This is a genomic window from Pseudomonas syringae (genome assembly GCF_002157375.1).
Classification (GTDB): Bacteria; Pseudomonadota; Gammaproteobacteria; order Pseudomonadales; family Pseudomonadaceae; genus Aquipseudomonas; species Aquipseudomonas syringae_T.
The window spans coordinates 24,059-36,593 of sequence record NZ_MTSA01000004.1 but is presented as its reverse complement, the minus strand read 5'-3'; the positions used below and the strand labels follow the sequence as shown (position 1 = coordinate 36,593).

The window sequence follows — 12,535 nt, the reverse complement described above, 5'->3', positions numbered from 1 at the left end:
GTTGCGTTTCTGCCCGGCTGTCTCCTTATGAAACCTTCTGGCCTGCGGGGCTTGGAGCGCTTGTCAGGCTGTCGAAACTTTTACTCGGCCTGCCCGGTCACCTGTCTATGATCAACAGGAGTGAAACCATGGCAAGGGCAATCTGGAAAGGCGCGATCAGCTTCGGGCTGGTGCATATCCCCGTTGCACTGGTATCCGCGACCACCTCGAACGGCGTCGATTTTGACTGGCTCGACAAGCGCAGCATGGACCCGGTCGGCTACAAACGGATCAACAAGGTCACCGGCAAGGAAGTCACCAAGGAAAACATCGTCAAAGGCGTCTTGTACGAGAAGGATCGCTACGTGGTGCTCAGCGAAAAGGAAATTCGCGCCTCGCACCCCAAGTCGACCCAGACCATCGATATTTTCGCCTTCGTCGACAGTCAGCAGATTCCTTTGCAGAACATCGACACGCCTTATTTCCTGACCCCCGACAAGCGCGGCGAGAAAGTCTACGCGCTGTTGCGCGAAACCCTGATTGATACCCGGAAAGTGGCGCTGGCCAATGTGGTGCTGCACACCCGTGAACATCTGGCTGCGGTCATGCCACTAGAGTCGGCGCTGGTCATGGTGATTCTGCGCTGGCCCGCCGATGTTCGTGAGCTGGATGCGCTGGAACTGAGTGATGCCGTGACCGACGCGCAGTTGAACAAGAGCGAACGCGATATGGCCAAGCGCCTGGTCAAGGACATGAGCGCCGATTGGGAGCCTGAAAAATACCGCGACACTTTTCAGGACAAGATCATGAAGCTGGTGGAGACCAAGGCCAGCGAAGGCAAGATCGAGGACGTCGAGACTGATCCGGTCGAGGAAGAGCGCAAGAGCGCTGATGTCATTGACCTGACCGACCTGCTGCGGCGCAGCCTGGCGGGCAAGGGCGGCGCCGGTAAAGCCAGAGCGAGTAAGCCCGCAGCCAAAGGCAAGGCCACCGACAAGGCCGCGGCCAAACCCAAGCGGCCTGCTGCACGCAAGAAAACCAGTAAAGCCTCTTGAGCCATACGGAGAGACCGGTCATGGCCAAGCCAGCCAGTGAGTACACGCGCAAGCGTAACTTCGATATCACCTCTGAACCCGCAGAGAGCAAGCCCGAAGGCAAGGGCAAGGCCGGTGCTTTGAGCTTCGTGATTCAGAAGCATGACGCACGCAACCTGCACTACGATTTTCGACTGGAACTGGATGGCACGCTCAAGAGTTGGGCGGTTCCCAAGGGGCCGAGTCTGGACCCGAAGCAGAAGCGCCTGGCTGTTCACGTCGAAGACCACCCGCTGGGTTACGCCGGTTTTGAAGGCAGTATCCCGAAAGGGCAGTACGGCGGCGGCGATGTCATCGTCTGGGACCGTGGCATCTGGCAACCTCACGGCGATCCGCAGAAAACCTACAAAGACGGCAAACTCAAGTTCACGTTGATCGGAGAGAAGCTCAGTGGCGAGTGGGCACTGGTGCGCACCCGGCTCACGGGCAGCGGCAGCAAGGAACAATGGCTGCTGATCAAGGAAAAGGACGATGTTGCCCGACCCGCCGACGAATACGACATCACTCAGGAGCAACCGCAAAGTGTGATCAGCGGCGCTCACGTGGGTGCAGGGCGTGCAGCGCCGACAAAACGCAAATCCACCGCTGTGTCCGGTAAAGCCAGCGCCGCACCACCCAAACCTGCACACCCGAAGGCGGCGCGAAAGACCTCGAAAGCAGCGTTCCCGGAGACACTTTCGCCACAGTTGGCGGCGCTGGTGGAGGCTCCGCCTGCGGGCGACTGGCTGTATGAGATCAAGTTCGACGGTTATCGAATCCTGACCCGTATACAGGGCGACGACGTGCGTCTGTTTACTCGAAATGGCAACGACTGGACCGATCGCTTGCCGGAACTGGTCAAGGCGCTCAAAGGCCTGAAGTTGCAGGACAGCTGGTTCGATGGCGAGGCCGTTGTTTTGGATGAAGAGGGCCTGCCTGACTTTCAGGGGCTGCAGAATGCCTTCGACGCAGGTCATAGCAAAAACATCCTGTATTACCTGTTCGACATGCCGTTTCTCAGCGGAGAAGACCTGCGCGACGTGCCCCTTGAGCAACGTCGCGATGCCTTGAAACAGGTTCTCGACGCTCAGCGCAGTCGCGTGTTGCGCTACTCCGATGCGTTTCAGGCAGGGCACCGGGATATCGTGGCCAGTGCCGCCGCGATGGGCCTGGAGGGCGTGATCGGCAAGCGTGCCGGCAGCGCGTATGTCAGCCAGCGCAATGCTGACTGGATCAAGCTCAAATGCCGGCTGCGTCAGGAGTTCGTGATCGTCGGCTACACCGCGCCGCAAGGCAGTCGCTCGGCGTTCGGTGCGTTGCTGCTGGCGGTCAACGACAGAGAGCAACAACTGGTGTATGCGGGACGGGTCGGGACCGGCTTCAGTGAGGAAACCCTGAAACAGCTGCACAAACACTTGAAGCCGCTGCACCGCGAGGACTCGCCGCTGGCCAAAAAGCTGACCTCGGCGAAGGCGCGCGGCGTGCAGTGGGTGGCGCCGCAGCAGGTCTGTGAAGTCGAATTCGCCCAGTGGACACGCGAAGGCATCTTGCGTCAGGCCGCTTTTGCCGGTTTGCGCAGTGACAAGCCAGCCAGCGATGTGGTGCGCGAAGACGCTCAGCCTGCCAAGGCTGCCGGGCAGACGAAAGCCGCACCGGCAGCGTCCCGGACCAACAAAAAAACGGCCCACGGCAGAGTCGATGTGGCGGGGACCGGCATCAGCCATCCGGATCGGGTCATCGACAGCAAGACTGGCACCAGGAAAGTCGAACTCGCACAGTTCTATGCGTCCATCGCCGACTGGATGCTGCCGTACCTGAACAAGCGCCCGGTCGCGCTTTTGCGCTGCCCGGAAGGCATCGACGGCGAGCAGTTTTTCCAGAAGCACGCAGAGCACCTGGCCATTCCGCACATCCGGCAGCTGGATCGCGCACTGGACCCTGGGCATGCGGCGCTGATGGAAATTGATTCAGCCCAGGCGTTGGTCGGTGCCGCGCAAATGGGCGCCATTGAGCTGCACACCTGGGGCGCGACCCGGGACAGGATCGAAACGCCGGATCATTTCGTGCTGGACCTCGATCCCGACCCGGCGCTGCCCTGGCGCAGCATGATCGAAGCCACGCAGATGGTTCTGGCCGTGCTGGAAGAGCTTGGGCTGGAGGCTTACCTCAAAACCAGCGGCGGCAAAGGCATGCACGTCATCGTGCCGTTGGCGCGGCAGGCCGACTGGGACACCGTCAAAGCGTTTTCCAAAGCCATCGCCGAGTTTGTCAGCGGCCAGTTGCCCGAACGCTTCACGGCGAAGATGGGGCCGAAGAACCGGGTCGGGAAAATCTTCATCGATTACCTGCGCAACAGCCGTGGCGGGAGTACGGTCACGGCCTATTCGGTACGTGCCCGGCCAGGCTTGCCGGTCTCGGTGCCGATTGCGCTGGATGAACTGGCCGGTCTCACATCGTCGGCGCAGTGGGACATCACCAATCTCGAGCAGCGTTTGGGGCAGCTCAAGGAAGATCCTTGGGCGGGTTACAGCAACCGCCGCAGAATCACCCGGAAGATGTGGGAACAGTTGGGGGCCAAACGGCCTTGATAGCGGTTTCTGAACAGACCCACCGCGCGGCGAACAAGACGGCTTGTTCGCCAGCGTATGGCTAACGCTAGAGAATCCGGTACAACAAGCGCTCGACCCTGACGCGGCTGACCCGGCGCAGGAACTTGCGCACGCCCTCGGGATAATTGGCCAGCGTATCGAGTTCATCGTACTGGTTGACGCGTTGCGTGTTGCGCATCAGGTGCGCGATCTCGGCTTCGCGCGGATCTGTCCATTGGCCCTGCGGGTCATCGATCAACAGGCCGTTTTCCAGGTCAAGGTTGAACGCTCGCGGGTTCAGGTTGTTGCCGGTCAGCAGGGTGTAGCGCTGATCGACCCAGATGCCCTTGAGGTGGAAGGTGTTGTCGCCATGCTTCCACAAATGCACGTTCAGCCGGTGCTGAGCGATGGCCTTCTGATGTTTCTGGGCAAAGCGCCGCAGGCTGATCTCATACAGGTACGGCAGGGCGGAAATCACTTTGAACGGCTCGTCCGGGTCGATGAAGAAATCGTTGGCGGTCTTGTCGCCGATGATGATGTCGACGTGTACGCCGCGCTTGAGTGCCCGGTTGATCTCACGTGTCACGGCCACCGGCAGGTTGAAATACGGTGTGCAGATGGTCAGCTGGATCTTGCTCGACGCAATCAGGTCGCAGATGACCCGGTTGAGCCGGTTGCGCGGGCCGACGCCCAGCAGCGGGATCACGCGTAGCTGGCCGTTTTCCTTGTCGCCTGCCGACGTGTCGTAGGCCGCGCGCTTCAGATCACCGCGAAAGGCGCGAATTTCGCTGCGCAGGCTGCGAGAACTCGGGGGCGATTGCAGGTCCAGACGATGCACGGCAGGGGACGGCAGGATTTCCTGCTGCACCAGTTGCTGGAACGCGTCAGCCAGCGGCGCGCTGTCGATCAGGTGATAGCGGTCAAGGCGGTATTTGTCGAGTTTGTGCAGGTAAACGTTGTTGATGCTTGCGCCGGAGTAGATCACGCAATCGTCAATGACACTGCCCTTGAGGTGCAACACCCCGAACAGCTCGCGGGTCTGCACCGGCACGCCGTAGATCGGCACCTCTTCGTCGTATTCCAGATTCTGCGCCTGATACCAGGTCGAGTTGCCTGGTTGGCGTCCCGCACCGATCAGGCCACGCTGCGCACGGAACCAGTCGACCAGCACCACCACGTCCAGCTCCGGTCTGGCCGTTTTGGCGGCGTACAGTGCATCGAGAATTTCCTGGCCGGCTTCATCCTGTTGCAGGTACAGCGCGATGATGTAGATGCGCCGGGTGGCCGAAGCGATCTTCTCCAGCAGACAGCGTCGATAGTCGGCGGCAGAAGGAACAATGGAGATTGCATCGCTCGGCAAGGCAAAACCGCGAAGCGCTGCCAGGGTCGAGCGTCGGAAAGTGGACTGCATAGGCCTCTCGATGGGAAAACCAACAGCGTACGAGCTTACACGAGAGTAGGGGGCAGGTGGCTGTCGCCGACCTGTTTCATCACGTGACACGTCACATCGGCGTCTCGCTGCAAGGCCAGGCGCGCGGCGCAGTGCCTGGAAACGATGACCGCCTGATGTGTAACGTTTTGTATGCAAATAAACGATAACCATTCCCAGTAACATCTGATAGCATTTCGCATTCAACTGAGTCGGTCATTTCCAGGAAGGTTTCTTCCGATCTCGCTCATCTCGTCAGCAGGACCTCTACATGCACACCCCATCGTTCCCGATGCGCCTTACTTTGCTCGCGTTTTGCTGCTCCATTGGTTCTCCCGCCTGGTCCGCCACGGCCACCACCGGTCAAAAAGATGGCCCGATGGTACTCGGCGAAACCGACATCAGCGCCGGCCAGACCGCCGCACACGACCTTCCGCCGGTGTATGCAGGCGGTCAGGTGGCCCGTGGCGGGCAGCTTGGCGTGTTGGGAAATGCCGACATCATGGATGTGCCGTTCACCATGACCAGCTACACCGAACAGCTGATCGAGGACCAGCAGGCCGAGGACGTCGGCGATGTGCTGCTCAATGACGCATCGGTACGCCAGTCAAGCGGCTATGCCAATGCCTCGAAGATCTTTGTCATTCGCGGCCTCAAGCTGACCACTGACGATATTTCCTACAACGGCCTCTACGGCGTATTGCCGCGTCAGATAATATCGACCGATGCCCTGGAACGGGTTGAGGTGTTCAAAGGCCCCAATGCCTTTATCAATGGCGTGACCCCGACCGGCTCGGGCATCGGCGGGGGCGTCAACCTGCAGCCCAAACGTGCGCAGGACACGCCGACACGTCGCTTTACCACCGACATCAGCAGTGACGGCCGGATCGGCGAGCACCTTGACCTCGGCCAGCGCTTCGGCGAAGGCAACCGTTTCGGCGCGCGCCTGAACCTGTCTCAGCGCGAAGGCGAAACGGGTGTCGAGGACGAAGAACACCGCAGCAAGCTGTTCGCCCTGGGCCTTGATTATCAGGGCGACAACTTCCGCCTTTCCGGCGATTTCGCCTATCAGAAGCAGCGCATCAATCAAGACCGCAACATGGTGTTCGTTGGCAGCGGTCTGACCCGCGTGCCGCATGCGCCGGACAGCGACACCAACTACGCGGCGAACTGGACCTGGACCGAAACCGAAGACACCTTCGGCATGACCCGCGCCGAGTACGACCTCAACGATGACTGGACGCTATACGCCGCTGCCGGCGCCAAGCACACCCGTGAAAACGGTATCTATGGCTCGCCGACCATCAATGACGCCGCAGGCAACATCACGGCGTCACCGTCGTCCATCCCGCATGACGAAGACAACAAGACGGTCATGGCCGGCATCAACGGCAAATTGCAGACCGGCGCGGTCAGCCACAAGGTCAACTTCGGGCTGTCCGGCATCTGGACCGAGCAGCGCAGTGCCTACCTGTTCGGCAGTCCTTCAAGCAGCAACCTTTACAACCCTGTTGAAACAACGCGCCCTGCGCTGGACAGCTTCACGGCGGGCGATCTCAGTGATCCGGGCATCATCGGCAAGAGCCGTATGCGCAGCGTGGCGTTCTCCGATACGTTGGGGTTTTTCGATGATCGCCTGCTGCTGACGGCAGGCCTGCGTCGCCAGCAGCTGCGTGTTCAGGGTTACGAATACGGCAGCGGCCCGCGCGACGCTCTGTATGACGAGGCAATCACCACGCCGGTCTACGGGGTGGTGTTCAAGCCTTGGCAATATGTGTCGTTCTACGCCAACCGCATCGAAGGCCTGGCTCAGGGACCGACTGCGCCGAGCACCGTGACGATCAACCCAGGCCAGGTTTTCGCGCCGGCACGTTCCAAACAGATCGAGGCGGGTGTGAAGCTGGACATGGGCACGTTCGGCGCGAGCCTGGGTGTGTACCGCATCGAACAACCGACTGACGGCTACCAGATTCAGGATGGCAGCGGCACGCGCTACGTCCGTGATGGCGAACAGCGTAACCGTGGCGTGGAAATGAACGTCTTCGGCGAGCCAGTCAGCGGTCTGCGTCTGCTGGCCGGTCTGACCCTGATGGACACCGAGGTGAGCGGTACGTCAGGCGGCAGCAATGATGGCAACAGGGCCATCGGCGTGCCGACCTTCCAGTTCAACGCGGGCGCCGACTGGGATGTGCCGGGTATCGAAGGCGCGGCCATCAATGCGCGCATGCTGCGTACCGGCGGGCAATATGTGAATGCCGCCAACACCCAGAGCATTCCGACCTGGAACCGCTTCGACCTGGGCGCGCGTTACACCTTCAACGTTGCACAGAAGGACGTGACCCTGCGCGCCAACGTCGAAAACCTGATGAATGAGAATTACTGGGAGTCAGCCTACGGTGGCTATCTGACTCAGGGTGAGCCGCGCACCTTGAAACTGTCAGGCACCCTCGACTTCTGAGGATCGGGTAGCAGGCCGCATCGCCGGATGCGGCCTGCCGTTCGATCAGTAGCCGTTACGCTTCAGAATCGCGTCGATGCTTTCTTTTGCCGGCCGGCCGTAGAACTTCAACAGTTCGGCGGTGCGGTTGGTGAAGAAGCCGTCGGCACCGTCCTTGCTGATGCGTTTGAAGTCGGCCTCGTCGTCCACGGTGTAAGGGTGAATGACCATGCCTTTTTCGTGCGTCAGGGTATTCATCCACGGCTTCACCAGGTCCATGTAGCTCTGGTCGCCGCCCTGGGCCAGTTTCGACGAAGGGCCGGTGCCGATGGCGCCGTGGGCTTTGGCCCAGTCAATCCACTGCTCGAATTCCTCCGGCGATTTGACTTCCTGCGCCGCGTAATAGCTGGCCTTGTCCTTGAACCCCGAGTCCTTGAACGCGACGCTGGATTTCGGCTCGATCGAGCCTTCGCCAATCCACAGCAACATGACCTTGGGCACGTTCGGCATTTCTTTTTGCAGCAACTCCAGGCTTTGCTTCTCGAACGTCTGCAACACCACGCGGCCCGGCATATGCGCGACATTGACATGCCCGGCGGCAGCGGCAGGTCGCTCGGTCAGCCAGCCGCGCTTGGCCAGAACCTTTTTCAGGTCGGCTTCGACGCCCGGAAACTTGTTCGGCACCTTGGTCTCGATGTACAGCCCCGGCTTGTTGGCGCCGCCCTCGGCGATGTCGATGACTTCATCCAGCGTCAGAATCTGCAAGCCGTTGTAACTGTCGCGAGCCCGGTCCGGGTAAGCCTTGTTGAACCATGAGCCAGCGTCCAGTTGCTTGAGTTCTGCCAGCGTGAACGTGCTCACCGGGTCCTTGACCCGCGTCGGGAACACTTGCGCAATGTTGGTGGTGCGTTCCAGCACGTCATCATGCAAAGCGATCAGCACACCGTCCTTGGTGCGCTGGATGTCCATCTCCAGGTAGTCGGCCCCCAGATCGCGTGCCAGGGTGTAGGCCGGAATCGTCTCTTCGGGCGCGTCGAACGAGGCACCGCGATGGGCGATTGCAGCGGGCCAGGGCAGGCCGTACTTCTCGCTTAACACCTTGCCCGGGGCGTCCGCCGCCGCGGCCATCCCGGATGACAGCAGCAGGCTCGACATGACAGCCGCCGCCAAGAGGGTCTTTTTCAAAAGAGTGGTGGAAAATCCTTGCATGGGCCGGTGTTCCTTATTGGGTAGAAGGCGTTCGACTGCCCCAGCCAGTACCGTCGCTGGTCGCAGTGCTGTACGCAACGATAGCGCACTATCATGTTGTCGCGGTTGCTTGCACGTCAGTCTGTCCGGCAAATGCGTCCGCTTTATGAACACGTGACGGGTTTGATAACGCTTTTTTCCACATGAACGTGACGGGCGCTGCACAAGAGCGCCAAGTCGCGTTACTGTCAGTGTTTTGTTGAACGAGCGGGAGCGTACATGACAACGGTATTGGTGTTGGTCGAGAACCTGGGCACGTATTTGCCGATTCTGGAAAGCAGCGGCTTCCAGTTGATTCGTGCCCCGACGCCCGAGCAGCGCGCCGAGGCGATTGCCACGCACGGGCAACACATCAGCGCCGTCGTGACACGTGGGCCGCTGGGGTTTTTTGCCGAGGAAATGGACGCTCTGCCGCACCTTAAGATCATCTGCGTGAGCGGGGCGGGTTACGAGAAAGTCGACCTGCCCGCCGCCAGGGCGCGCGGCATCACCGTGACCAATGGAGCCGGCGTCAACGCGCCTACGGTGGCCGATCACGCGCTGGCGCTGTTGCTGTCATTGGTCCGTGACATTCCGCAGGCGGACGCATCGGTGCGCCGCAACGAGTGGCGCAAGGTCGTGCGCCCGTCAATGGCAGGCAAGCGACTGGGCATCATCGGGCTGGGCGCTGTGGGGCTGGCCATTGCCAAGCGCGCGGCTGCTTTCGACGTCGTCATCGGCTACCACAACCGCAGGCCGCGCAACGACTGCCCGTACACCTGGCATGCCACCGCGCAGGCGCTGGCCGCCGAGTCGGATTTTTTGATCATTGCCACACCCGGTGGCAACAGCACACGGCATCTGGTCGATGCGCAGGTGCTTGAAGCGCTGGGGGCTGACGGTTTCCTGATCAACATTGCCCGGGCCAGCGTTGTGGATACCGATGCGCTGGTCAAAGCGCTTCAGACCGAGCGGATCGCCGGCGCGGCACTGGATGTTTTCGACGACGAGCCGAGCGTGCCGGACGTCTTCAAAACCCTGAACAATGTCGTGCTCACACCCCACGTGGGGGGCCTGTCGCCCGAGGCGTCGAGGGACAGCGTGCAGAAGGTCAACGATAACCTGCTGGCGTTCTTTTCCGGGCAGCCGGTGCTCACGCCGGTCAACGAATGATGACCGTGCAGCGCTGCACGCAACGCCTTGCCGGGCCGCCCATTCTGATTGCGTAGTTGCCTGTTTATAGTCCGTTCGGATTCAACCAGAACGGACACAGGGGCAGGGTATGGGCTTGGCAGAGAACACGATCAGAAAAATACACATCGGGCTGGTGGGGGATTTCATCGCTGAGGTGCCTGCGCATCAGGCGATTCCGCTGGCCTTGCAAATGGTCGCCGACGCGTTGCGGGTTCAGGTCGACGTCGAGTGGTTGCCCACGCCGCACATCGGCGACGGTGCGTGTCTTGAGTCGTTCGACGGCTTGTGGTGCGTGCCGGGCAGCCCGTATCAGGACATGCAGGGCGCGCTGACGGCCATTCGTTTTGCACGGGAGGGCCGGGTGCCGTTCCTGGGTTCCTGCGGCGGGTTTCAGCATGTGTTGGTCGAGTACGCGAGACATTGCCTGGGCTGGGACGACGCCGATCATGGCGAGACGTCGCCAGACGCCGCCAATGTCATTATCGAGCCGCTCAGTTGCCCGCTGGTCGATGCGCTGGCGCCGATTCATCTGCAACCTGACACGCTGATCGCCCGGGCCTACGGAACGCTGGATATCGAAGAGCGCTACCACTGTCGCTACGGCCTGCGCCGCGAGCTGGAGAGCTCGTTGTTCGGCGATGCGTTGACGGTCAGCGGCCGAGGTCCGGAAGGTGACGTGCGCTGCCTGGAGTTGCAGGGGCATCCGTTCTTCGTCGCCACCCTGTTTCAGTCGGAGCGTGCTGCATTGCTGGGCAGGATTCCCCCGGTGGTCGAAGCATTCGTTCGTGCCTGCATCACTTCTGCACAGCGAGACCTGTCATGATTGCCGCACGCTTTCCCACGCCTTATTTCGCGGTGGTGTTCACGTCACTGCGCACGCCCGGTGAGCATCAGGCGTATGGCGAGGCCGCGCAGCGGATGGTCGAGCTCGCCAGCCGGCAACCCGGCTTTCTGGGCGTGGAGTCGGCACGCGGCGAAGACGGATTGGGGGTGACGGTGTCCTACTGGACTGACGAGGCGGCGATTCTGGCCTGGAAACGGCAGGCCGACCACGCCGAGGTCCGCGAGCAAGGCCGCGCGCAGTGGTATCAGGCATTCACCACGCGGGTCTGCAAGGTCGAGCGGGATTATTCGTTCGGCCAGTGTTAAGGGTCAGGGCATGATCGGCGGCGTGTATGTCAGCGTCGTGCCCAATGCCCAGAGCAAAAACAGCACCAGCAACTGCACGAACGAAAAGCCGATCAGGTCCCTGGCCTTCAGCCCCAGAACGCCCAGCAACGGCAGCATGTAGAACGGGTTGATCAGGTTCGGCAAGGCCTCGGCGGCGTTGTAAATCTGCACGGCCCAACCCAGGTGATACTGGAGATCGTTGGCCACCTGCATCACGTAAGGGGCTTCAATGATCCATTTGCCGCCGCCTGACGGAATGAAGAAACCCAATATCGCCGAATAGACGCCCATCAGAATCGCGTACGTGTCGTGGGACGCAATACTGGTGAAAAACGTCGAGATGTAATGCGCCAGCGTTTGCGCATCTGCGCCTTTGACCGTGGTCAGCAGCGCAGCGATCGAGCCGTACAGCGGAAACTGAATCAGCACGCCGGTGGTGGTGGGCACGGCTCGCGCCACCGCATCGAGAAAACTGCGCGGCCGCCAGTGCAGCAGTGCGCCGAGCATGATGAACAGAAAGTTGTAAGTGTTCAGGCCGGAGATCGCGGTAATGGCCGGCTTGCTGGAAAACTCGTTGAACAGCCAGCCAACCCCCAACAGCACCATCAGAATGATCAGCAGCGGGCTGTATTCCAGCCATTCGCCCGGTCGGGTTCTGGCAGGCAGCGGCGGCAGGTTGAATGCCGGGTCGACGCCACAGGCCTTGGCATCGCGAGCACTGCTGGGGCCAGGGGCGGTGGCATAGGCGACGATCAGCGAAATCACCACCAGCGCTGCGAGCATGACGCCCGATTGCCAGAGAAAGATGGTTTCAGTGAACGGGATGACGCCGGTAATCGCCAGAATAGAGGGCGGCAGACTGGTCGGGTTGGCCTGCAACTGCGCCGCCGAGGATGACAGCCCCAAGGCCCATACGGCGCCCAGCCCCAGGTAGGCGGCTGCACCGGCTGCGCGGTAGTCCATGCGCAGGTCGGTGCGGCGGGCGAGGGCGCGAACCAGCAAGCCGCCGAACACCAGCGACAGCCCCCAGTTGAGCAGCGAGGCCAGCATGGAAATCAGCGCCACCCAGGCCACTGCGGAGCGCCCGTTGCCCGGCACCCTCGCCAGACGGTCGATCAGGCGCACGGCGGGCGGCGAGCTGGCGACGACGTAGCCGCCGATGACCACGAACGCCATCTGCATGGTGAATGGAATCAGGCTCCAGAAACCGTCACCAAAAGCCTTCGCAGCCTCTGCCGGGCGTGCCCCGATGGCCAGCGTTGCCAGCGTGACAATCACCACCGCCAGCGCAGCAAATACCCATGAATCCGGGAACCAGCGTTCAGCCCAGGCCGCACAGCGCAGGGCAAATCGGGCGGAGCGGCTTTCTTCTATGTTGGCGGCCATGAGGGGCACCTCTTTTTGTCATTATTATGGGGGGCGATTGTAAAGCGGTGTT

The 12,535-nt window shown here is 61.3% G+C and carries 9 protein-coding genes; 6 read left to right on the top strand and 3 right to left on the bottom strand.

What is annotated here, in order from left to right:
- Window positions 1–128 precede the first annotated feature (128 nt).
- Window positions 129–1,034, top strand: a complete 906-nt coding sequence (ku, locus tag BW686_RS05475) for a non-homologous end joining protein Ku (protein WP_084915165.1) — start codon at window positions 129–131, stop codon at window positions 1,032–1,034.
- Window positions 1,035–1,054: 20 nt separating this feature from the next.
- Window positions 1,055–3,640: a DNA ligase D gene (ligD, locus tag BW686_RS05470; RefSeq protein ID WP_084915163.1), complete on the top strand. Its 2,586-nt coding sequence runs from the start codon at window positions 1,055–1,057 to the stop codon at window positions 3,638–3,640.
- 67 nt (window positions 3,641–3,707) lie between these two features.
- Here ligD and pssA read toward each other — a convergent pair whose 3' ends face one another.
- A complete protein-coding gene (pssA, locus tag BW686_RS05465) occupies window positions 3,708–5,051 on the bottom strand; it encodes a CDP-diacylglycerol--serine O-phosphatidyltransferase (RefSeq protein ID WP_084915161.1) in 1,344 nt (447 codons plus the stop codon).
- A 289-nt stretch (window positions 5,052–5,340) separates the two neighbouring features.
- On the opposite strand from pssA, the gene BW686_RS05460 reads away from it, so the two are divergent.
- Entirely contained in the window at window positions 5,341–7,527 is a 2,187-nt protein-coding gene (locus tag BW686_RS05460; protein ID WP_084915159.1) for a TonB-dependent receptor, read from the top strand.
- A 45-nt stretch (window positions 7,528–7,572) separates the two neighbouring features.
- Here the strand turns inward: BW686_RS05460 and BW686_RS05455 are convergent, their stop codons facing one another.
- Complete coding sequence (locus BW686_RS05455; RefSeq protein WP_084915157.1) at window positions 7,573–8,715, bottom strand: glycerophosphodiester phosphodiesterase; 1,143 nt, start codon at window positions 8,713–8,715, stop codon at window positions 7,573–7,575.
- A 258-nt stretch (window positions 8,716–8,973) separates the two neighbouring features.
- Between BW686_RS05455 and BW686_RS05450 the strand changes: the two genes are divergently transcribed.
- From BW686_RS05450 to BW686_RS05440, 3 genes are all read left to right on the top strand, one after another.
- Window positions 8,974–9,906, top strand: coding sequence for a 2-hydroxyacid dehydrogenase (locus BW686_RS05450; protein ID WP_084915155.1), 933 nt, complete (start codon window positions 8,974–8,976; stop codon window positions 9,904–9,906).
- Window positions 9,907–10,015: 109 nt separating this feature from the next.
- Window positions 10,016–10,750 (top strand): CTP synthase C-terminal region-related (seleno)protein, encoded by a 735-nt coding sequence (locus BW686_RS05445; protein WP_084915152.1) that lies wholly within the window; start codon window positions 10,016–10,018, stop codon window positions 10,748–10,750.
- Window positions 10,747–11,076: an antibiotic biosynthesis monooxygenase family protein gene (locus BW686_RS05440; protein WP_084915150.1), complete on the top strand. Its 330-nt coding sequence runs from the start codon at window positions 10,747–10,749 to the stop codon at window positions 11,074–11,076. Before BW686_RS05445 ends, BW686_RS05440 begins: the two co-directional genes overlap by 4 nt.
- Before the next feature lie 3 nt (window positions 11,077–11,079).
- On the opposite strand, the gene BW686_RS05435 is transcribed toward BW686_RS05440, so the two are convergent.
- Window positions 11,080–12,483 (bottom strand): short-chain fatty acid transporter, encoded by a 1,404-nt coding sequence (locus tag BW686_RS05435; RefSeq protein ID WP_084915148.1) that lies wholly within the window; start codon window positions 12,481–12,483, stop codon window positions 11,080–11,082.
- Window positions 12,484–12,535: the final 52 nt, after the last annotated feature.

Excerpts from the sequence above, each read along its gene's own strand:
- ku (WP_084915165.1), top strand. The coding sequence starts at position 129 with ATGGCAAGGGCAATCTGGAAAGGCGCGATCAGCTTCGGGCTGGTGCAT.
- ligD (WP_084915163.1), top strand. The coding sequence starts at position 1,055 with ATGGCCAAGCCAGCCAGTGAGTACACGCGCAAGCGTAACTTCGATATC.
- pssA (WP_084915161.1), bottom strand. The coding sequence starts at position 5,051 with ATGCAGTCCACTTTCCGACGCTCGACCCTGGCAGCGCTTCGCGGTTTT.
- BW686_RS05460 (WP_084915159.1), top strand. The coding sequence starts at position 5,341 with ATGCACACCCCATCGTTCCCGATGCGCCTTACTTTGCTCGCGTTTTGC.
- BW686_RS05455 (WP_084915157.1), bottom strand. The coding sequence starts at position 8,715 with ATGCAAGGATTTTCCACCACTCTTTTGAAAAAGACCCTCTTGGCGGCG.
- BW686_RS05450 (WP_084915155.1), top strand. The coding sequence starts at position 8,974 with ATGACAACGGTATTGGTGTTGGTCGAGAACCTGGGCACGTATTTGCCG.
- BW686_RS05445 (WP_084915152.1), top strand. The coding sequence starts at position 10,016 with ATGGGCTTGGCAGAGAACACGATCAGAAAAATACACATCGGGCTGGTG.
- BW686_RS05440 (WP_084915150.1), top strand. The coding sequence starts at position 10,747 with ATGATTGCCGCACGCTTTCCCACGCCTTATTTCGCGGTGGTGTTCACG.
- BW686_RS05435 (WP_084915148.1), bottom strand. The coding sequence starts at position 12,483 with ATGGCCGCCAACATAGAAGAAAGCCGCTCCGCCCGATTTGCCCTGCGC.